Annotated in this window: 16 protein-coding genes and 1 tRNA gene; 11 read left to right on the forward strand and 6 right to left on the reverse strand. The window is 69.1% G+C overall.

The genetic code is table 11. From position 1 onward, the window contains the following. Window positions 1–221: 221 nt before the first annotated feature. The 3 genes from KO481_RS39000 to KO481_RS39010 all read left to right on the forward strand — a co-directional run bounded on the left by KO481_RS39000 (window position 222) and on the right by KO481_RS39010 (window position 2,429). Window positions 222–1,700 carry a peptide MFS transporter gene (locus KO481_RS39000; protein WP_215923580.1) on the forward strand — a complete coding sequence of 493 codons (1,479 nt, stop codon included), beginning with the start codon at window positions 222–224 and terminating at the stop codon, window positions 1,698–1,700. Window positions 1,701–1,753: 53 nt separating this feature from the next. Then, window positions 1,754–1,827: transfer RNA gene (locus KO481_RS39005), tRNA-Leu, on the forward strand. A gap of 263 nt (window positions 1,828–2,090) precedes the next feature. Continuing rightward, window positions 2,091–2,429 (forward strand): VOC family protein, encoded by a 339-nt coding sequence (locus KO481_RS39010; RefSeq protein WP_308166952.1) that lies wholly within the window; start codon window positions 2,091–2,093, stop codon window positions 2,427–2,429. Here the strand turns inward: KO481_RS39010 and KO481_RS39015 are convergent. Continuing rightward, complete coding sequence (locus KO481_RS39015; protein ID WP_215923581.1) at window positions 2,396–3,274, reverse strand: sigma-70 family RNA polymerase sigma factor; 879 nt, start codon at window positions 3,272–3,274, stop codon at window positions 2,396–2,398. The genes KO481_RS39010 and KO481_RS39015 overlap by 34 nt on opposite strands. A gap of 89 nt (window positions 3,275–3,363) precedes the next feature. Between KO481_RS39015 and KO481_RS39020 the strand changes: the two genes are divergently transcribed. Together KO481_RS39020 and KO481_RS39025 are read left to right on the forward strand one after the other, a co-directional pair. Then, entirely contained in the window at window positions 3,364–3,501 is a 138-nt protein-coding gene (locus tag KO481_RS39020) for a hypothetical protein (protein WP_215923582.1), read from the forward strand. Then, the gene (locus KO481_RS39025; protein ID WP_215923583.1) at window positions 3,498–3,860 is read left to right on the forward strand and encodes a DoxX family protein; all 363 of its coding nucleotides are present in this window, start codon (window positions 3,498–3,500) and stop codon (window positions 3,858–3,860) included. The genes KO481_RS39020 and KO481_RS39025 overlap by 4 nt, the downstream gene beginning before the upstream one ends. Before the next feature lie 120 nt (window positions 3,861–3,980). Here KO481_RS39025 and KO481_RS39030 read toward each other — a convergent pair whose 3' ends face one another. Continuing rightward, window positions 3,981–4,811 (reverse strand): alpha/beta fold hydrolase, encoded by an 831-nt coding sequence (locus KO481_RS39030; RefSeq protein ID WP_215923584.1) that lies wholly within the window; start codon window positions 4,809–4,811, stop codon window positions 3,981–3,983. 22 nt (window positions 4,812–4,833) lie between these two features. Then, a complete protein-coding gene (locus KO481_RS39035) occupies window positions 4,834–6,036 on the reverse strand; it encodes a styrene monooxygenase/indole monooxygenase family protein (protein ID WP_215923585.1) in 1,203 nt (400 codons plus the stop codon). A gap of 175 nt (window positions 6,037–6,211) precedes the next feature. Here KO481_RS39035 and KO481_RS39040 point away from each other — a divergent pair, with 175 nt between their 5' ends. From KO481_RS39040 to KO481_RS39055, 4 genes are all read left to right on the forward strand, one after another. Further along, entirely contained in the window at window positions 6,212–8,764 is a 2,553-nt protein-coding gene (locus KO481_RS39040) for an ATP-binding protein (RefSeq protein ID WP_215923586.1), read from the forward strand. A 321-nt stretch (window positions 8,765–9,085) separates the two neighbouring features. Continuing rightward, entirely contained in the window at window positions 9,086–11,242 is a 2,157-nt protein-coding gene (locus KO481_RS39045; RefSeq protein WP_215923587.1) for a terpene synthase family protein, read from the forward strand. Beyond that, a complete protein-coding gene (locus KO481_RS39050) occupies window positions 11,242–12,294 on the forward strand; it encodes a polyprenyl synthetase family protein (protein ID WP_215923588.1) in 1,053 nt (350 codons plus the stop codon). Before KO481_RS39045 ends, KO481_RS39050 begins: the two co-directional genes overlap by 1 nt. A 162-nt stretch (window positions 12,295–12,456) precedes the next feature. Continuing rightward, a complete protein-coding gene (locus KO481_RS39055; RefSeq protein WP_215923589.1) occupies window positions 12,457–13,275 on the forward strand; it encodes an alpha/beta fold hydrolase in 819 nt (272 codons plus the stop codon). A 66-nt stretch (window positions 13,276–13,341) separates the two neighbouring features. Here KO481_RS39055 and KO481_RS39060 read toward each other — a convergent pair whose 3' ends face one another. After that, window positions 13,342–14,826 (reverse strand): MDR family MFS transporter, encoded by a 1,485-nt coding sequence (locus KO481_RS39060; RefSeq protein WP_215923590.1) that lies wholly within the window; start codon window positions 14,824–14,826, stop codon window positions 13,342–13,344. 679 nt (window positions 14,827–15,505) lie between these two features. Between KO481_RS39060 and KO481_RS39065 the strand changes: the two genes are divergently transcribed. Together KO481_RS39065 and KO481_RS39070 are read left to right on the forward strand one after the other, a co-directional pair. Then, window positions 15,506–16,390, forward strand: coding sequence for a Sco1979 family transcriptional regulator (locus KO481_RS39065; RefSeq protein WP_215923591.1), 885 nt, complete (start codon window positions 15,506–15,508; stop codon window positions 16,388–16,390). Between the two features lie 20 nt (window positions 16,391–16,410). Beyond that, window positions 16,411–19,254 carry a helix-turn-helix transcriptional regulator gene (locus tag KO481_RS39070; protein ID WP_215923592.1) on the forward strand — a complete coding sequence of 948 codons (2,844 nt, stop codon included), beginning with the start codon at window positions 16,411–16,413 and terminating at the stop codon, window positions 19,252–19,254. Between the two features lie 137 nt (window positions 19,255–19,391). Here the strand turns inward: KO481_RS39070 and KO481_RS39075 are convergent, their stop codons facing one another. Both KO481_RS39075 and KO481_RS39080 read right to left on the reverse strand, forming a co-directional pair. Further along, a complete protein-coding gene (locus tag KO481_RS39075; protein WP_215923593.1) occupies window positions 19,392–20,204 on the reverse strand; it encodes an SAM-dependent methyltransferase in 813 nt (270 codons plus the stop codon). A gap of 133 nt (window positions 20,205–20,337) precedes the next feature. Then, entirely contained in the window at window positions 20,338–21,615 is a 1,278-nt protein-coding gene (locus KO481_RS39080) for a glycosyltransferase 87 family protein (protein WP_215923594.1), read from the reverse strand. Between the last annotated feature and the right edge of the window lie 139 nt (window positions 21,616–21,754).

Here is a 21,754-nt window from a genome sequence, read left to right on the forward strand (position 1 = left end):
ACACGATCGGGCTGTGCAATCTGATCAGTTGATCTAGATCACAGCGCAAATTAGCCTGGCACACTGCTCTGATTTAGAGCAATGTGATCGGAATTAACGTGTATGTCACATAAACCTGACTACTCTGCCTCCCGGCGGCGGCCCGGCAACCCGGTTCGCTCGAAGTACTGCAACCCAACCCTGGTTGCTGAGAAATTGCGTGCCATGGAAAGGTCGAGCGCATGACACAGGTGGACTACCGGCCCGAACGGGCTACCGAACGGACTACCGAACGAACCCTGTTCGGGCATCCGATCGGGTTGGTGAATCTGTTCGGGGTCGAGCTGTGGGAACGGTTCTCCTACTACGGCATGGTCACGATCCTGGGCTACTACCTGTACTACTCCCTGACACAGGGCGGGTTGGGGCTCGAGAAGACCACCGCCACCGGCATCGTCGGCGCCTACGGCGGCGTGGTGTACATGTCCACGGTGCTGGGCGGCTGGCTGGCGGACCGGGTGCTCGGCATGGAGCGCACCGTGTTCTACGGCGGCGTGGTCGTCATGGCGGGGCATATCGCGCTGGCCGTCCTGCCGGGCCTGTCGGGCGTCGGCGTGGGTCTGATGCTGGTCGCGCTGGGCAGCGGTGCGCTGAAGGCGAACGCGTCCTCGCTGCTGGGCACCCTCTACGAGAAGGGTGATGCGCGCGCCGACGGCGGATTCACGCTGTTCTACCTCGGGGTCAACATCGGTGCCTTCGTCGGCCCGCTGATCACCGGCGTGCTTCAGACCGGCCTCGGATTCCACTACGGCTTCGGGGCCGCCGCAATCGGTATGGCGCTGGGCCTGATTCAGTATGTGGTGTTCCGGCGCAACCTGGGCACGCACGGTCGCATCGTGCCGAATCCTTTGCCGCGCAACCAGATCCCGATCGTGATCGGATTCATCGCCGTGGTGATCGTGGTGATCGCGGTGGCCGCGCTGACCGGGCTGGTGAAGCTGTCCAACGTGTCGTTGTGGACCACCGGCGTCATCGCCTTCGCCGCCATCATCTACTTCACCGTCATGCTGCGGAGCCCGAAGGTCGACGCGCTGGAGAAGACCCGCGTGCGGGCGTTCATTCCGCTGTTCATCGCCAATGCGGTGTTCTGGTCGCTGTTCCAGCAGATCTTCACCGTGCTCGCGGTGTACTCCGACGAGCGGATGAACTGGTCCATCTTCGGCTGGACCGCGCCGTCGAACTGGATCGGCTCGGAGGAGCCGGTGTGGGTGATCGCGCTGTCGCCGCTGTTCGCGATCATGTGGACCCGTCTCGGCGGCCGCGCGCCCAGCACGCCGCGCAAGTTCGCCTACGGCGTCATCGGAATGGGCGCGGCCTTCATGCTTTTCGTGCTGCTGACGGGATTCCACGGCAAGACGGTGCCCGCGCTGCTGGTCTTCTTGATTCTCGGCGCCTTCGCGATCTTCGAGCTGATGCTGTCCCCGATCGGGCTGGCCGTCACGACAAAGCTTGCGCCCGAGGCATTCCGGGCCCAGATGATGGCCCTGTACTTCTTCTCCGTCGGCATCGGCACTTCGATGTCCGGCGTGCTCTCGGACTATTACAGCCCGCACCACGAGGTCGCCTACTTCGGCATCCTCGGCCTGGTCACCATGGCGGTCGGCATCGGCGTCTTCCTCATCGCACCCCGGGTGAGCCGTCTGATGGAGGGCGTCCACTAACTTCCCAAAAGAATTCCGAGACGGACGTACGACTTCGGTACGCTGTCCCGGGAGCCCCCATAGCCCAATTGGCAGAGGCAGCGGACTTAAAATCCGCCCAGTGTCGGTTCGAGTCCGACTGGGGGCACGTACGGCATCCACACATGCCACTCCTGTGCTCTGAGCAGGGGTTTTCCGTCTTCGCGCAATCAGATGGTGAGCTGGGCGATCTCGAACAGCCGGCCACGCATCCATCGGGCGCGTTACTGGTCGAGCAGTTGCGGGCACATTTCGCATCACACCGATGCAAGGACTGCTGCAGAATCCGGTGGAGTCAGGTCAAAGCTCGCGGTTGCGTGCGAGACTCTGTGTATGGCTGCCGATGCTGCACTTCCGCCAGGGTTTCATTCGGTGACACCTCGAATGGTGGTCAACGACCAGCTTGCCGCGGTCGGGTTCCTGCGGACGGTATTCGGAGCCGTCGGCGACGTCGAGCCGAATCGACCGACCGAGGTCCGTATCGGCGACTCGCTGGTCATGGTGTCGGGATCTGGCGAGCGCGAGGTGTTTCCAGCCTTTCTGTATATCTATGTCGATGACCTCGCCGCCACATATCAGCGAGCGCTGACCGCGGGTGCGGTCAGCGTGGAGGCACCGCTCGACACGCCTTATGGTGACCGCCGAGCGATGGTCCGTGACTCGTTCGGCAACGTCTATCAGATCGCGAGTCGGGGCGAGACCACCGTGTGAGGTTGCGTGCCGTTCTCGGTCAGACCGTTTCGGCGTACGCGACTGATGTCGATCCGGGCGACTCGCCGGTCCCTGACGGTGATGTCGATGACGGCGAGCAGGTGGCCGCCGGGGGCGATGACATGGACCGGGCGCCCGCCGATGAGCATCGGCGAGCTGGCTCGGATTCGGTCGGCGAACAGCGTCGTCTCCTCGGCGACGGCGCGGGCGCCGGTGACGACGGCCGGCGTGCCGGGAGGGAGGAGGGCTGGGTCGGCGACACGTACGCAGTCGTCGGTCATGAGGGCGACCATCCGGTTGATGTCGCCGCCGGCGGCAGCGGCGAGGAACGCGTCCACGACGGCACTGTCGATAGTGGTCGCCCTCGGCGCCGGTTCGGTCGCTTCGATTCGGCTGCGGGCCCGGCTGGCGTGCTTCTTCGCGTTATCCGGGCTGGTGCCGAGAGCGTCCGCCACCTCGCGGAATGGGATATCGAACAGGTCGTGCAGAACGTACGCGACGCGTTGGGCGGGCGTCAGCAGGTCGAGGACCACCATCAATGCGCGGGAGACGTTCTCCCGCTGCAGATAGTGCTCGTCCGCTGCCGGCGCCTCGGTGGGGAGCGCGTCGGCGAGCAAGGGCTCCTCCCGACGGCGGTTCCGCATTCGTAGCTGGTCGAGGCACACGCGGGTCAGGACGGTCGTCAACCACGCGGCCGGGTTGCGGAGGGCGCCGGCGTCCGTGGTCGATGCCTTGATCCAGGTGCTCTGCACGGCGTCCTCCGCGTCCTGGAGGGATCCGAGGAATCGGAACGCCATTGCCGTCAGCTGCGGCCGGGCCGCTTCGAACTCCACGATTGGTACCACCGGATGTCACCTTTCCGAGGCGGGAAACGTCGGGACGGATGAGACCACCAACCACGTCCGACGGTCCACCCCCGAGGAGACACTTGCCGATGAGCGTACAGACGGTCCGATTCCGCACCGATCCCGCACCGATCCCCGCAGTGACCCTGCAGATCGCAGCGCTGTTCGCACGGGCCGACGACCCAGCGCTGCGCTCCCGCACAGTCATGGGCGGGTGCAGCGCATGATTACGACCCTGTTCGCCGCCACGATCGTGTGCATCGTCGCGAACGCTCTCATCGCTGTCGCCGACTACGCCAAGGCGCCGTTCGTGTTGAAGAACTCTGCCGAGGTGCACGTTCCCGCCGGCGTTCTGCCCTACCTCGCGACGTTGAAACTGGCCGGGACCCTCGGGCTCGTCCTCGGTCCGACGGTGGCGCCCTGGCTCGGCGTCGCCGCCGGCATCGGGCTGATCCTGTTCTACCTGGGCGCCGTCGTTGCCCACGTCCGAGCCCGCGTCTTCTACAACATCGCCTTCCCGGGCCTGTACCTGCTTCTCGCGATAGCGTCGGCCGTCTACATGGTCCACCTGGCGGCCGGGTCGTAGCCGGTGCTCCCGCAAGCCCGCTCAGCTCGGCCACCACGGCACCTCGCTGCTCCATCCTGCTGCGAGCTCGGTGCCGGGGTGAGTCCGATTGGGGGCGTGAGAGTTTGGTTGCCGCCCGGATCAATCCTGCGTGGCCCGGAGGATATGCCGCTCCAGTAGATCGTTGAACGGCGCGCCCAGCGACTGCACCGCGTGCTGGGCGCCGGGGAGCACCGCGTGCTCGCCGCCGATGTGCTCCGCCACGGTGGCGGCGACGGCGGTCAGGACGGGGGAGTGGTCGCCGGAGCACACCAGGGACGGGATGGATTGCTGGGCAATGGTTTCCAGGGGGAGGCGGGTGTCCCAGGGCGGGCGGCAGGTGCGGAGGCGGGCGATGGCGCGCCATTGTTCGGTGGTGAACTCGGTGTCGGCGGGCAGGCCCGCGAGGCGGCCGTAGACGCCGGCGAACTCGAGTAGGTCCACGGGGCGGTCCCAGCGCCAGCGTTGGCGCATGCTCACGACGGCGGGATGGGACAGCACGCCCAGGCAGGTCGGCTCGATCAGGGTCAGGGAGGCGACGCGGTCGGGCATCGCGGCCGCGGCCACGAGGCAGCCGACGGCGCCGTAGCCGTGCCCGACCAGATGGGCCGGTTCGGATTCGAGGAGGGAGAGCAGATCGCCGGCGTCGTGCAGGTAGTCCCCACCGGGGAACAGTGCGCCGTCCCGGACGCCGCGGTGCAGGATGTCCAGGCGCATCCGTTGCGCGAGCGGTAGCTGGGCTGCCCAGCTGGCCCGCGCGGCCCGCATGCCGTGGACCAGGATCACCCGTGGCCCGGCCGTGCCCCTGCGCTCCACCACCAGCCAGCCCGCGTCGGTCGGTTGTGGCCAGGATGCCGAGCGGCTGTGGCACACCGATCGAATCGGATTCGGCGTCACCCGTCCCCGGAAGCGGTACGGGCAGTCTCGATCCATCTCACATACTCCTATGGATTGCTCAGGACATCTGTCCCGCAACGAGATCGGACATGGTGGCCGGGTGCACAAAGGTCTCGGCGAAGGCCGCGGCGACTGCGGGATTCTGCCCGGCGGTGAGCAGCAGCTCCTGCATCCGCGGCGACGGATCGAGCATGGATATGGTCCACTCGGCCGCCGGATGGGCGATCTCGGTCAGCCACGGCTGGGCCGTGGCCCGCATCCATTCGCGGTCGAACGGTCCCTCGGGCGTGGCCAGGATCGCCTCGGCGTAGCGGAAGCCGCAGTACACCGCGTTGTTGGCGCCCTGTGCGCCGCCGGGATCCATCCGGCACACGACATCGGCGCCACCCAGGACCGCGGCGCCCGATGGCAGAACGCCGACCGGCTCCCGGACGGCCGGTGTCACGCCGCCGGCGAGCGTGGCGCCGGCATCGGTCAGTTCCACGTCGCGGAAGCGGTCGGCCAGCTCCGGCGGCAGGTACTTCACGATCAGCGCCCGGATCAGGTCCAGTCGAGCGGCCGGGGTGCGCGCCTCGTCGAACACATCCAGCTCGCCGCCCGGGAGCGCGGCGAACATGATGTTGTCGGCGCGGCGCTCTTGTCCGGGCGCGCCGACGAGACAGGGGGTGGTGACGGCCTCGCCCAGACCCGGCAGCGCCACATAGGCGCCCATGCCGTCCGGGTCGGGCGCGACGCCGTCGAGGTATACCGCCAGCATCCGCCGCATCGGCCGGTCGGGCATCGGGTGCGCGGCATCGGCCGGGAAGCAGGCGGCCAGATCTTTCGACGCCCGGGTGACCACGGTCAGGTCGTAGTCGCCGGCGTGCCGGTCGGCCTCGGCCGCCGACAGCTCGGTGATCCGCAGATCCCCTCCGGCGGAAACGAATTCGGTCATCCGATGGCTCAGCGCGGTGCGCTGGTCGACGCTCTGCGCGGGCCGGCTGAACGGCGCGGTCCACGTCGTCACCAGTGCGGCGTCGACGGCCAGATGGAATCGGATGCCCAGGATCTGCGGCGCGGTCTCGCGCCAGGTCCCCATGCCCGCCGCGGTCTCCAGATCGAGCGTGCGGGGGAATTTGACCTGCGTGCTGGTGACCGAGCCGTTCAGCACCTGCTCGGCGGTGCGGTCGGCCACCAGGGTGACGGGCACTCCACCGTCCAGCAGCCGCCGCGCCAGCGGCAGACCGCATTCACCCGCACCGAACACCCGCACCCGAGCCATGCTCCGCCCTTCCGGTTACCGCGCCCGACCCGTCCAGGCCCTGTCTCCAAGTCTGGGCAGATAGGTAGTCCCGGCACATCCGCACATCGCATCGGTGACCTGCCGATGTCGTACCGAGCTGCGGGTTTGCCGGTCGGGCGGACGCCGTGCGAACCAGCCGTTATGCTTTCCACTCATGTCAGCGGGACATGCGGCGCTGGGGGTCGGTATACCTACGGACAGCGACGGTTTCGTCGGCCGGGACCGCGAGCTGGACCGCATCGCCTCGCTACTGTCCGACTCCGCGCGCCTGATCACGCTGGTCGGCTCGGGCGGAATCGGCAAGACCAGGCTCGCGATGGCCGTCGCGCGCAGAATGCGCAGGGCGCAACTACTTCCGGTGCACTGGGTGTATCTGGCCCGCCTGCCCAAGGGGGCGAGCGTCGGCGCGATCGAGGACGAGATCGTCGGCGCCGTGGTCGACGGCGACTACTCCGCGCGGCCGGGCAGGCAGACCCTGATCGACACCCTCGGCCGGACCGACGCGGTCGGCCGGGTCCTGCCGACCGTGCTGGTGCTGGACAACTGCGAACACGTGCTCGACGAGGTCGGCGAGGTCGTCGCGGAGCTGCTCGACGCGGTCCCGGGCCTGACGGTGCTGGCGACCAGCCGCACCGCGATCGGCTGGGTGGACGAGCACGTCGTGCCGATCCCGCCCCTGACGCGCGCGCAGGCCGTGGCCCTGTTCCGGCAGCGCGCGGACCTGGCCGGCCGGCCCGTCGCCGATGCCGATCTGCCCGTGGTGGAGTCGATCTGCCGTCATCTGCACTGCTATCCGTTGCACATCCGCCTGGCCGCGGCGCGACTGCGGTATCAATCCCTGCCGATGATCCTGCGCGATTTGGATGGCGCCGGGACCGACCGCCGGTTGCGCTGGTCACCGGGGTTCCGGGTGGGTGCGGACGAGCGCCATCGCGATCTGAGCGCGGTGATCGGCTGGTCCTTCGAGCTGTGCGACCCGGCCGAGCAGCTGCTGTTCCAGCGGATGTCGGTCTTCGCCATCGGCCACGACAACAACCCCGACGACATCGACCTCGACGCCGAGGGCGGCTACTGCCCGGACGTCGGCGCCGATCTGGCCGCGATCGAGGCGGTCTGCGCCGACACCGACCACGGCGGGCTGGCCCGGGACCGGATCGAGGGCCTGCTGGAACGACTGGTCGATCGATCCATGGTGTCGATTCATGTCGGCGCGGACACCGTTCGATACTCCCTGCTCGAGAGCTTCCGAGTGTTCGCCCAGCAGCGCCTGCGGGAGGGCGGCGACGGCGAATGGCTCCGGCTGGCCGCGCGGCACCGCCGCTACTACCGCGACCGCATCGCCGAGTACTGCATTCAGTGGCTCAGTCCGCGGGAGCAGGAACTGCTGGCCCGGGCCCGCGCCGATTCGGACAACCAGCAGTGCGCCGTCGACGGCAGCCTGTCCGATCCCGACGAAGCCGTGGTCGGCCTGGAGATCGCGACCGGCCTGATCGCGCTGCGAATCCCGTTCCTGCGCGGCCATCTACGGGAATCGCGGGCCCTGGCCGAGCGCAGCCTTGCGGCCGCCCGGGCGCTGGGACAGTGCCCGGCCGAGCTCGAGGTCTCGGCGCTCGCGCTGATCGGCTGGCTCAGCCTGTGCCAAGGGGTGCGCGACGACGCCCTGCGCATGCTGGACGATGCGGTCGCGATCTGCCTGGAACCGCAGGGCCTTTCGCAATGGCCCGCCGATCCGGCGACCGACCTGGGATTGCCCGCGTCGGTCGAATATCTGTGGGGCAGTACGCTGATGCTCGTCGACTGCGATGCGCGGGCAACGATGGTGCTGGCGCGCGCGCGATCCAAGTTCGCCGCGGCGGGCGATCTCGGTGGCGTCGCGATGGCCGAGCTGTTCGAGGCACTGGCGGCGGCCCTGCTCGGCTCCGCGGAGCAGGCGATGGAAGTCACCGGCCGCCACCTGGTTACCTTCGTATCCTCCGGTGCCGCATGGGCGACCTCGTGGGCCCGGCTGGCGCGCGCGATCGCCGAGGCGGCGCACGGGGACCCGAATGCGGCTATGGCGCTGTGCGATACGGCGCTGGCCTGGCAGATTCCGATGCGGGACCGCTGGGGCGGGGTCTGGGCGGTGCATATCCGGGCGTGGATCCTCGCGGCCATGATCGATGCCACGGCGGCGGAGCCGGACGGATCGCGGGATCGAATTCGGCAGTGGGCCAGGGAGATCGCCTGGATATCCGGCGGAACATCAACCCTGCGACGGCAACTGGGCATCGACCTGAACAACCTGCGACCCTTCGGGAGGAAGACCGTCGAAGCGGACGCACTGGCTCGTAAAGTGTTGGGCGACAGGGAATTCGAGATAGCTGCCCGGCGTGGTCTGGGGCAGCCGGAGGCCGTCCTGGCGGCCGGAGATCCGGGCCCGGGGGTGCCGCCCTCGGATGGTTCGGCCGATTCGGGCGCGCATCCGACGCGGTGGGACGAGCTGACCGGTGCCGAGCAGGAGGTGGCCGTGCTGGCCGCAGCGGGCATGACCAATACCGCGATCGCCGCGCGGCGCGGCACGTCCCGCCGGACGGTGGACGCGCAGATCGCGGCCATTCTGCCCAAGCTGATGATCAGCACCCGCAAGGACATCCGTACCCTGCTGCCCCCCGAACATCGCGCGGCGGCCGATCGCGAATCTGAACGCCGTGCCGCGCGCCCGCGGTGACGCCGCTGCCCGTATCGCCCGTTTTCGTTCGGAAGATGCCCAGCTCGAACCCGTATACCGATGACCGCGACCTACCTGCGCCGAGCCGCGGAACGTGGCCCGCTGCGGGCGCCCGGGTAGGGAACCGGTCGGTCGGATGAATTCGAAGGTCTCGACAGTCCGAAAAGCGCCAGCTAACATAGGGTTTCGACGATAACGCGTTGTCGCCCTAGGCGTCGGGGCATGTAATTTCCGCGCTCTGTGATTCGTGACGTTCGCCCGCATCAGGGATATACATCCGCGAGGTAATTGAAACAGTGTGATGTCGAAAAGGGGCCGTCGATGCAGCCGTTCACTCTGCCCGATTTCTATCTTCCCCATCCGGCTCGGCTCAATCCGCATCTGGAATACGCCCGAGAGCATTCGATGGCATGGGCGCGGCGCATGGGAATTCTCGACGAGCCCGGTCCGGACGGGAGTCTGGTGTGGGATGCCGACCGGCTCACGCGCATGCAGATGCCGCTGCTGTGTGCCTATACCCATCCCGATTGTGATGCCGACGCGCTGGCGCTCATCACCGAGTGGTACATCTGGGTCTTCTTTTTCGACGACGATTTCCTCGCCAAATTCAAGAACACCCGCGACCGTGCCGCCGCCGTGCGATATTTGAATCGGCTCGAGCTGTTCATGGCCGAGTCCGGCGCCGCCGCAGCCGAACCCGGCAATCCCGCCGAGGCCGGCCTGTCGGATTGCTGGGCACGCACCGTCGGGTCCATGTCGCCGGACTGGCGGCGGCGCATGGCCCTGAGCACGCACAACCTGATGGTCGAATCGCTCTGGGAGCTGGACAATATCGCGAGCGACCGGGTGGCCAACCCAATCGAGTACGTCGAGATGCGCCGGCGCGTGGGCGGCGCACCCTGGTCGGCCAATCTCGTCGAATACGCCACCGCCGAGGTGCCCGGCCGCTTCGCGGGTGAGCGTGCGCTGCGCACCCTGTGCGACACCTTCTCCGATGCGGTGCACCTGCGCAACGACCTGTTCTCCTACGAGCGGGAGGTGCGGGTCGAGGGCGAGAACGCCAATGCCGTTCTGGTGCTGGAACAATTCCTGGGGCTACCGACCCAGGCCGCGGCGAATCTGGTCAACGATCTGATCACCAGCCGGCTCACGCAGTTCGAGGACACCGCGCAAGTCGATGTGCCGCAGCTGTTCCTGGACCGGGCCGCCGCGCCCGCCGAACAGCATGCCGTCGCCCGCTACACGCTGGGGCTGCAGGACTGGCAGGCCGGCGGGCACGAATGGCACCTGCGGTCGAGCCGCTACATGAACTCCGGAATCGATCCCAAGCCAACGGGTCTGGGTACGGCGGCGGCCCGGCTGCTGCCGGGGCTCCGCGTCCGGGTGAACCAGCACACCCCGCCGGCCCGGACCTCCGGGCCGCTGCCGGTCACCGGTCTGTCGATGCCGTACGGCGCGGACACGAACCCGCATCTGGGCGCGGTCCGCGCCGGGCTCGCGGACTGGGTGGCGGAGATGGGGATGCTGGATCCTCTCCTCGGGTGGACCCCGCAGTCGCTGGCGGACGCCGACTTCGCCCGCCTGGCCGCCCTGGTCTACCCGGAGGCCGATGCCGCCGCGCTGGCCGTCCGGGCGCGCTGGTGCGCGTGGGGATTTCACGTCGGCGACCTGACGACCCGGGTGTGGCGCGCGGATCCGGCGGCCGGGCGGGCGCAGTTGCGCCGCCTGGCCGCGATCGCCGTCGCCATCATTCCGGCGCCGGCGACACCGGTCGAACGTGCCCTGTGCGACCTGTGGCGGACCACGGCGCGGGCGCGCACCCGCACGCACCTGCGGGTCGCGGTGCTCCGGTTGCTCGAGGCGTGGCAGTGGCGGCTGGACAACGAAACCCGTGGGCGCATCCCGGATCCCATCGATTACCTGGAGATGCGCCGCAGCGCGTTCGGCGGGCCGCTGGTCGCCGTGCTCGCCGGGGCCGGACCGCTCGGCGGCGCCCTCGACGACGCGAGTGTGCTTCGGCAGCTGGAGAATTCGGCATTCGATCACGCCGCACTCGTCAACGATCTGTACTCCTACGGTAAGGAGATCCAGGCCGACGGTGAGCGGCACAATCTCGTCTATCTCACCGAGTCGTTCCTGAACTGCCCGCGCGAGGCCGCTCGCGACATCGTCATCGATCTCGCGCAGCAGCGTTTACGCCAGTTCGAGCAGCTCGAGCGGGAGCAACTGCCCGCATTCTGCGCCGGTGGCGACCTGTCCGGCGAGCAGCGACGCGCGCTGCTGACCCGGGCGCGCCGGTTGCGCGACTACATCGCGGGAAATCTGGCCTGGCACCAGATCGGCGGCCGGTACGTCGACGCCGCGGTGCGACGGCACCGGCCGCGGCCCCGGATCGCGGGTCCGACCGGGCCGTTCGCGGGTACGTACGCCCGCATCACGACTCCGACCAGTTCTGCGGCAATCGAAGGGAGTCCGTGATGGGTACGGCCACAGCAGGTTTCGGTGGTCTCGAGCGAAGTAGCGCGGGAGGGGCGACCGCGGTCGCCCGGATCCTGGCCCGGGCCAAACTGGCCACGGATCCGCTGCTACGAGCGGCGGTGGAGACCTTACCCGGCGAGCTACGGATGATGGGCGGCTATCACTTCGGCTGGTGGGACGAGCGCGGCACGCCGACACGGGCCGAATCCGGGAAGGGCCTGCGGCCCGCGCTGGTGCTGGCCGCGGCGAGGGCCGCCGGCGCCTCCGCCGAGGCCGCGCTACCGGCCGCGGTCGCGGTCGAACTCGTGCACAACTTCACGCTGATCCACGACGATGTGATGGACCACGACGAGATGCGCCACGGCCGCCCCACCATCTGGAAGCTGTGGGGCGCCACCGACGCCATCCTCGCCGGTGATGCCCTGCAGGGCTTGGCCATTCGCCTGCTGGCCTCCGAGCCGGGCGTGGGGGTGGGTGCGATCGCCCGTCTGGAGCAGGCCGTCATCGAGCTGTGCCTGGGGCAGTTCCACGACTGTGCCTTCGAGACGCGTCAGGACGTCACCCTCGACGAATGCCTGGAGGTCGTGCGGCACAAGTGCGGTTCGCTGCTCGGCTGCGCGTGCGTGCTGGGCGCCCTGGCCGCCGAGGCCCCGCCCGGGGTGATCGACACGATGGACACCTTCGGCCGCGAGCTGGGCATCGCCTTCCAGCTGGTCGATGATCTGCTCGGCATCTGGGGCGATCCGGCCCGCACCGGAAAGCCGGTCGGTGCGGATCTCGTGCGGCGCAAGCATTCGCTGCCGGTGGTCGCGGCGTTGTCGTCGGGTACGCCCGCCGGTCGCGAGCTGGCCGAGCTGTATCGCGACGGGCGCCCCATGGATCCCGTGACGATCGCGCGCGCGACGGACCTGGTCACCCTGGCGGGCGGAAAGCGGTGGGTGCAGGCGGAGTCCCGGCGCTATCTGGACAGTGCGGTGTCCCAGCTGGCCAACTTTCCCGCCTCGGGGGATCTGCATCACCTGGCGCACGCCGTCGTCCACCGCGACCGGTAGGCCCACCTCGAGCCGTCCCGGGCGCGGGATGCCGCCCGCGTCCGGGGACGGCGCGCGAGTGCACCGGTATCCCGGTCGAAAGTACCTAAGCGTGACGGATTCCAGGCCGCGCGATTCTCAATACCTTTGTGTACAGCGACAACGAGCACAAAGGAGCATGAAATGTTCTTCACCACCCCCACCGACGGCACCACCCTGGCGTACGAGGAGTACGGGACCGGCGAGCCGATCGTCTTCCTGGCCGGGGCGATGCTGAACGCGGACATGTGGGAGTGCCAGATTCCCTTCTTCGTCGAGCGCGGATACCGGTGCATCGCGCTGGACCGCCGCGGACACGGCCGCTCGGACCGGCCGGTGTCCGGATACGACATCGCGACCACCTCCGCCGATATGGAGGCGCTGCTGGATCACCTGGATCTGCGCGACGCCACCCTGGTCGGGCATTCGACGGGCGGCGCGGAGATCGCCCACTACCTGGCCCGCCGGGGCACCGAGCGGGTGGCGCGGGTGGCCTATGTCGCGGCGATCCTGCCGTATCTGCTGCAGGCGCAGGACAATCCGATCGGGGTGCCCGAGGCGGCGCTGGAGGCCATGCTGCACGACATTCGCACGGACCGCTCGAACTGGCTTGCGCGGCAGGCCCAGGCGTACTTCGCCACCCAGCTGGCCACCGGGGTCTCCCCGAGCCAGGTTGAGCTGACCTACCAGCAGTGCCTGTCCTGCTCGCCGTGGGCGATGCTGAAGATCCAGGAGGCCATCGCCCGCTGCGACAGCCGGGAGGCGTTGCGCTCCTTCGATATCGACACTCTGATCGTGCACGGTGCGGCGGACTTCTCCGCGCCGGTCGAGGTGACGGGGCGGCAGCTGGCCGCCGCGCTGCCCGAGGCCGTCTACAAGGAGTACCCGACCGGCGGACACGGCCTCTACGCGAGCCACGCGGATCAGCTGAACGCCGATCTGCTCGAGTTCATCAAGGCATGAGCGGCGCGGATTCCCGATATGAGGAAGATCCGGGAGCGGGCAGCCCGCTCCCGGATCGCCGGTGGTTCAGTCCGCGACCAGATCCGCCACGGCGGCGTCGGCGGCGATGACCTCATCCGACGCGGCGACCTCCGTGAGCGGGGTGCTCGCCCGATTGGGCAGCAGGATTGCCGCGACGATGACCAGCACGGACAGCGCCGCCGAGACGCCGAACGCCAGCTGCATGCCGCTCAGGGCGGCGTGAATCGGGTTGGCGCCGTGCGAGACCAGCGAGGTGCTGCGGGCCGAGAGCACCGTGATGACCAGCGCGGTACCGAATGCCGCGGCCACCTGCTGCAGGGTGGCCAGCATCGAGCTGCCGTGCGAGTACAGATGCTGTGGCAGCGCGCCGAGGCTGAGGGTGAACACCGGCGTGAACGCCGCGGCCAGCGACAGCATCAGCAGGATGTGCAGGCCAACCAGCAGCCAGTACGGCGTGGTCAGGGAGATCTGCGTAAATCCGGCCAGGGCGGCGGTGATGCCGATCGAGGCCGGAATGACCAGCACGCGGCCGCCGAACCGGTCGAACACGCGCCCGACCGTCGGGCCGAGCAGGCCCATCGCCAGACCGCCGGGCATGACCAGCAGACCCGTCTGCAGCGGGCTCAGTTGCCGCAGGTTCTGCAGATACAGCGGCAGCAGGATCATCGAGCCCATCATCGCCAGGAACGCGATCGACATCAGGACCAGGCCCTTGGCGTACGCGCCCGACAGCAGGGTGCGCAGGTCCAGCAGCGGAGTTCCGTTGCGCTGCAACATCACCTGACGACCCGCGAACGCGCCGATCAGGATGAGCCCGGCGGTGACGATCAGGGCGGGGGTCAGCACGCTGCCCTCGCCGAACCGGCTCAGGCCGAACACCAGCCCACCGAAGCCCAGGGCCGCGAGCACGACGCTGAGCCAGTCGATCGTGCCGGCCTCCGGCTCGCCGATGTTCTCCAGCTGACGCAGGCCCAGCCAGGTGACCGCGGCCGCGATGGGCAGCACGAACAGGAACAGGTAGCGCCACGAGCCGAGCTGCAGGACCAGGCCGGAGATGACCGGACCCATGGCGGGGGCCACCGAGATGGCCAGGGTGACGTTGCCCATGACCCGGCCGCGGTCGTGCTCGGGCACCACCGTCATCAGCGTGGTCATCAGCAGCGGCATCATGACCGCGGTGCCGCCGGCCTGCACGACGCGCCCGAGGAGCAGCACCCCGAAGTCGGGGGCGATGGCCGCGATCGTGGTGCCGGTCAGGAACACGCCCATCGCGAGCCCGTAGGCGCGCCGGGTGGTGACCCGCTGCAGGAACCATCCGGTGATCGGGATGAGTGCGGCCATCGCGAGCATGAACGCGGTGGAAACCCATTGCGCCGTACGGTCGCTGACCTTCATGTCCACCATGAGGCGCGGGATCGCATTGATCATGATGGTCTCGTTCAGGATCACGACGAAGGTCGCGAGCACCAGGAGCCGGATGACGGTCGGCGTCCGACGCCCTGTTGGACGAGCGTCTAGGTCGGCGGACATGGGGTACCTCCGGGAGCGTTGAACGGGGTCGGGATGAGCGCCACCCGTTGTTGGGTTCGGCGCCATACGAGTGAGGACGGAATCTATCGGGTCAACTCATCGCATCCGCGAGAGTATTCCAGCGGCTGTCGGCAATCGCACCTGATTTTCCGGGTCGCCGCTCCTTGCGGAGGCCGGAAAATTCCTGCTCACGGACCGGAGGTGGCCGAAAGTGAGCTGCACCACGTCGGCGAGATCGCCGCTGAGAAGGAATCGGTTCACCGATTTCGTACCGGCCGTGTGTCGGTCGGCGCCGTACGGCCGGTGCCTGCGCGCGGTCGATGCGTCAGCGTCCTGTCGCCCGGCCCGGGAGCTCGAACTCGCCGAGGGTCGCACACCGCTTCCCAGGGGTGGACGGATCGCCGAGCACCCCACCGGATTTGGAAGGCTTCTCGCCCGGTGCGGCGGCGGGCTCGGCCAGCGTTGCGGCGCGCATATTGCCAGCTAATACCTACTGGATGGTCGCTCGAGAAGGGTTCGAAACCGACCGATTTCGCCGCAAATTACTACCGCAAAATCGACGAAGGGTTCGACGACCGGGCGTTCGGGGCGATACCATGGCTTCTGGCGAGGTGATGTACGGGGCGAATACCATTGCATCCCCGCCGCTGCCAGCCTTTCGACTATCGGAGCTGACCTCATGACCGCAGAGTTCTACCGGATCTCGGGCGTCGACTCGATCGTCCCCGAACGAGGTCCGACGGCGCTGCGGATGCTGGTGGGCGGGCAGCTGCGCAAACTTCGCAACCAAGCAGGTATCACGCCGGAGCAGGCCGCCGATCATATTCGCGGCTCGACCGCCAAGATCAGCCGACTCGAGTTGGGCCGCACGGGTTTCAAGGAGCGCGACGTCCGCGATCTGCTGGAGCTCTACCACGTCGACCCCGACGATATAGGCGAGTTCCTGGAGCTGGTGCGCAGGGCGAACGAGCCCGGCTGGTGGCACCGCTACAACGATCTGATGCCCTCCTGGTTCGAGACCTATATCGGGCTCGAGCAGGCGGCGTATTCGATCAGAACCTTCGAGGCGCAACTGGTTCCGGGGCTGCTACAGACCGAGGACTATGCCCGCGCGGTGGTCGCGCTCGGCCACGGAAACTCCGACGCCGCGCGCCGGGTGCAGCTGCGCAAGCGTCGTCAGGAGATGCTGGACTGGCCCTCCGGGCCGACGCTGTGGGCGGTGCTGGACGAGGCGGTGCTGCATCGTCCGCTCGGCGGCGTCGCCGTGCTGCGCGGGCAGCTCGAGCATCTGGCGCAGATGAGCGAGCATCTGCGGGTGACCATCCAGGTGCTGTCGTACGCCGCGGGCGGCCATGCGGCACTGGGTAGTTCGTTCACGATGCTGCGCTTCGCCGAGAAGGACCTGCCCGACGTGGTCTACACCGAGCAGCTGAGCAGCTCGACCTACATGGACAAGCAGGCTGATCTGGAAAACTACCGCCGCGTCATGGACCGCATCAGCGTGCAGGCCGAGACCCCCGACCGTTCGCGCCGGATGATTCTCGACGCGGCCGCCGCGCTGTGAGTTTCCCGATCGAATCATTGATGCCGGATTCTGTTGAGAGCGTGGGTGGCCCGGAGAGGGACCTGCGCGGCCGGGAGACCGAGATCGCCGTTCTCGCCGCACTGGTGAACACCGCGCGCGAGGGCGGTAGTGCGGCAGTGGTATTGCGTGGCGAGCCGGGAATCGGCAAGTCCGCGTTGCTCGATCATGCCGCCGCGCGGGCGGGTGGGCTGCGGGTGCTGCGGGGGGCGGGCATCGAGGTGGAGGCCGAATTACCGTTCGCCGGTCTGCAATTGCTGCTGCGCCCGGTGCTCGGCGGGGTGCGCCGGCAGGCGTCACGGCCGGCGGCGGATACTCTCGCCGGCCTGCCCGAATCCCAGCGCAGTGCACTGGAATCGGCGCTGGGAATCGGTGCGGGCGCGGGCGCGGATCCGATGCTCGTCGGACTCGCCGTGCTATCGCTGCTGGCCGATCACGGGGGTGAGTCCGGCGCGCTAGTGCTGGTCGACGACGCGCAGTGGCTCGACCGTGCCTCGCGCGACGCGCTGCTGTTCGCCGCCCGCCGGCTCTACGCCGAGGGCGTGGCGATGGTCTTCGCGTCCCGAGACGGCGAGGGCGCGTTCCCCGCCGACGGACTGCCCGAACATCGCGTGACCGGCCTGTCGCCGGATGCGGCCGCCGCGCTGCTCGACGGGCTCGAGCTCGCACCGGCCGTGCGCTACCGGCTGCTGGCCGAGGCGCAGGGCAATCCACTTGCCTTGCGGGAGTTGCCGATCGCACTGGCCGCTGAGCCCTCCTCGGATCTGCGCGCGGGCGCGCTGCCGCTCACCGACCGGCTGCGGCTGGCCTTCCACGGTCAGGTCAGCCGCCTGCCCGCCGCCACCCAGGGCCTGCTGCTCGTCGTCGCCGCGCACGAGTCCGGGGATCCGGCCGTGGTGCTGCGGGCAGCGGCAACGCTGGGCGCCGACATCGACGACCTGGCCCCCGCCGAGGAGGCGGGCCTGCTGCGGTGGACCGGCGGACGTCCCGGTGCGGACGGCTGGGGCCGCGGCGGTGCCGAGGGCGATACCGCCGGTGCGGCAATCGTTTTCAGGCATCCGCTGATTCGTGCGGCGGTCTACGAGCGCGCACCGCTCGGGCAGCGGATCGCGGTGCATCGAGCCCTGGCCGACGCGCTCACGGACACCGAGGACGCGGACCATCGCGCCTGGCACCTGGCCGCGGCGGCCGCGGGACCCGATGCCGAGGTGGCGGACGCGCTGGAACGCACCGCGGTGCGGGCCCGGGAGCGGGGCGGTCAGCAGGCCGCCGCAGCGGCCTACGAGCGTTCGGCCCGGCTCAGCACCGAGCCCGGTCCGCGGGCGCGGCGCGAGGCGCTGGCCGCCCAATCCGCCCTGGAGGCAGGGGATCTGGACCACGCACGCAGGCTCGCGCGGCGCGCGATCGGGCGCACGGACGACAATGCCCTGCGCGCCGGCCTGTTTCAGGTGCAGGCCCTCGCGACCTTCTGGCAGCGGGACTATCCCGCCGGGCACCGGCTGCTGCTGGACGGCGCGGCGCTGATTGCCGAGACGGATCCCGGGCAGTCCGCGGCGCAGCTGCTGCAGGCCATCCACACCGGCTGGTACCTGGGTGAGGGCGCGCTGGCCGAGGTGCTGGAACGCCTCGGCGCGCTGGAACTGCCACGGGCGCACCCGATCACGCCCGCGGCGGCGTTCGTCGCGCGGCTGCTGGACTCCGGGCCCGGTGCGCCGCCGCCGTCGCTGACCGACACCCTGGCGGAAATCCGCGCCCGGGGCGAGGTTTCGGACCAGGTGCTGATCATGCTGTGCGGGGTGGCGATGGCGCGCGGTCAGGACCGCGCGGCATACGACCTCGCGACCGGCCTGGCCGCGCGATACCGGACCACCGGCGCGGCCGGAAGGCTGCCCACGGTGCTGTTCTTCGTCGCCGAGGTGGACGGCTTCACCGGTCGTCCCGGCGCCGCGCTCGCCACCGCCACCGAGGGCCTGGAGCTGGCCCGCGTCACCGGCCAGCAGCAGTGGATCAGCCAGCTCAGCAGCGTGCTCGCCTTCGTGCACGCGGTGAGCGGGCGCGAGGAGGAATGCCGGGCCGCCGCGTCGGCGGGCCTGGGCGGGGACAGTGCGGGATCCCTTGCCCCGGGGGCGGGTTGGGCGCAGTGGTCCCTGGGCCTGCTCGAACTCGGGCTCGGCCGCGCCGAGGCCGCGCTGTCGCGGTTCGAGCGCCTGACCCGGGAACCGTGGAGCCACCACATCTGTGCCACCCGGTCGATTCCCGATCTGGTCGAATCGGCCGTCCGGGTGGGCGAGCCCGAGCGGGCCGCAGCCCCGTTCGCGCGATTCGAGGGCTGGGCCGCGTCGGTGCGGCAGCCCTGGGCCGACGCCCTGGTCCTGCGCTGTCGCGCACTGCTCGACGACGCAGCCGCCGAAGACCTGTACACCCGGGCCCTGGCGGCCCACGATGCCGACGGCCGCCCTGTCGAATATGCCCGTACCGCACTGCTTTTCGGCGAATGGCTGCGCCGGGAGCGGCGCAAGGCCCCGGCGCGAACCCATCTCACCGAGGCGCTGACGATCTTCTCTCGGCTCGGCATGGAACCGTGGGCACGGCGGGCACGCAACGAACTTGCCGCTGCCGGCGCTCCGGAGGCCGGTGAGCGCCCCCGCGACCGCGCGGTGGCCGGGCTGACCCCACAGGAACTGCAGATCGTCCGCCTGGCCGCCCAGGGCCTGTCCAACCGGGACATTGCCGCCCAGCTGTTCCTGAGCCACCGCACCGTCGGCTACCACCTCTACAAGGCGTACCCGAAACTCGGCGTGACCTCGCGCGGAGAACTCAAAGATATTGCCGCACAGCTCGACTGACCGGAGTCAGGCCTCGCGATACTCCGTTATCCACAGGGAAGCATCGGAGCGACGAACTCGCAGCCCGGCAGCCGGCGTCAGGCTGAGACGGCACGGGCCGGTTGACGTCAAGGGTGCACCCACCCATCGTGCCGAGCTCAGCCCTTGCGGGCGACGGCGCCCCAGCAGTTGACCTGCTCGTCGGGGGTTCTCGGGGTGTGCAGCGTCGGCCGCCACCGGTTGACGACGACGACCCCCGGATCCAGCAGCTCCAGGCCGTCGAAGAAGCGGGCGAATTCCTCCCGGCTGCGTTCCTGGGCGTACACCCCGCCCTGCCGGTACATGTCCAGGGCCTTGGTCATGCCGACCGGATCGAGGTCGGCGGTGATGTGCGATGCCACCAGGACCGAGCCGGGTACCAGGGCGTCCAGCAGCGTGTCGACGATGCCGTAGGGGTCCTGCTCGTCGGAGAGGAAATGCAGGACCGCGACCAGGCTCAACGCGACCGGGCGGTCCAGATCCAGGGTCTCGTGCAGCTCGCGGGAGTTCAGGATCGCCGCCGGGTCGTTCAGGTCCGCATCGAGGTAGACGGTGCGCCCCTCGGGTTTGCCGTGCAGCAGCGCACGGGCGTGGGCCAGCACGATCGGATCGTTGTCGACGTAGACCACCCGGGCCTCGGGGACCACCTCCTGGGCGAGCTGATGCAGGTTCGGCACGGTGGGAATGCCGGTGCCGATGTCGAGGAACTGCACGATCCCCATGTCGGTGAGCGCAGTGACCGCTCGGTTCATGAAGTGCCGATTGTGGCTTGCGGCCTCACGAACCGTCGGAAACGCCGCGATGACCTTCTCGGCCGCGTCCCGATCCGCCTGGTAGTTGTCCTTCCCACCGAGAACGTAGTCGTAGATCCGGGCGCTGCTCGGCGTGTTCAGGTCCGCTTTCGGCTTCGCGGCGTCCTCGAACTCGGTCATCATCCTCCGTCGGTCCCGGCCGCCTGCGTGGCGATGCCTCGGCAACGTATCAACCGGATTGTGCGGCAACAAGAGTGAACGATACGCCGGACCCCGTCCGAGCTGCACCGGAACCGGTACCGCGGCGGCCTCCTCAGGCCTTGGAGCGCAACGGGCGCAGCGAATTCGGCAGCAGCGGTTCGGCGTTCGCCGGGCGCGGCGTGCTGATCACGTACAGGATCACCAGCAGCACGCTCAACCACACGTAGGTGTCGCCGACGATGTGCTGCCAAGGGGTCCAGGACAATTCGCGGTTGTTGTCGCCGGGCAGGCGGTTCTGCGGGCCGTCCACGAAGATCCAGGCCGTGGCCAGCAGGAACAGGTACCAGATCAGCGCGCGGCGCCGCGGCAGCCGGGTGGCCGCGCCGACCGCCGCCAGCAGCGCGGGGGCGATCCACACCCAGTGGTGCGACCACGAGATCGGCGAGACCAGCAGCGTGAATACCGCGTTGAACGACATCGCCAGCGGCGGATTGTCCGCCGCGCGCCGCATGGCGGCCACGGCCAGCACCAGCAGCGCCAGGCCCAGCACCGCCCACAGCGCGGTGAACGCCGGCTCGGGCACCCGCAGGCGCGAGAGCACGCCCTGGATGGACTGGTTGGTGCGGAACGACGAACCGCTGAGCCCGGACACGTTGCCCATCCCGCCGAACCAGTACTTCGTGGATTCGTGCGGCATCAGCGCGAAGCCCAGCGCGGTCGCCGCGGCCCCGGTGACGGCGGCGGTGATCGCCGCCTTGTAGTCGCGGCGGATCAGGAAGTACAGCACGAACGCGGCCGGGGTCAGCTTGATCGCGGCGGCGATGCCGACCCCGATGCCGCGCCGCCACTTCGGCTTCTCGGTCAGGCAGTCGGCGGCGACCAGCACCATCAGGATCAGGTTGACCTGGCCGAAGTCCAGCGTCGAATGCACCGGCTCGAGCAGCACCCCGAGCGGGATCGCGCACGCGGTCGCCCACAGCACCAGCTCGGTGCCGCGCTCACCCCACACCCGGCGCGCGGTGAGATAGATCGTGATCGACAGCGCCAGCACCGACACGACGAAGAAGGCCCACTGCGTCACGCCCCACGGAATCAGCGCGAACGGGCCCAGCGCGATCGCCGCGAATGGGGGATAGATGAACGGCAGCCCTATCCCCATGGTGGTCTTGGGCAGCGTGCCGTACATGTCGACGCCGTGGATGGCGGCCTGCACCCCGAGCCGATACACCTGCAGATCGATGAACACCCGGCTGATGGGCAAAATCGGCCAGCTCGGATGCGCCATCCACAGCACCGCGGCGGTGACGAGGGTCGGCGGTACCAGCCATCGGACGCGTCGCATCGGACGGGTCGCGGGCTGCTGACGTGCGGAGTCCGTGACACTAACCATCCGGGATGAGGTTACCTGCTACCCCCGTATACCACCGAACCGCCTGTGTCCTGCGCCGATGCACTCCCGGCGCGCGATCGAGGACTCGGCCCGCGCACCGAGCTGCGCTCCGCCCGCCCAAGACGGCTCGAACCCGGCG

Origin of the sequence: Nocardia albiluteola, from assembly GCF_018860155.1 — a bacterium.
Taxonomy (GTDB): Bacteria; Actinomycetota; Actinomycetes; order Mycobacteriales; family Mycobacteriaceae; genus Nocardia; species Nocardia albiluteola.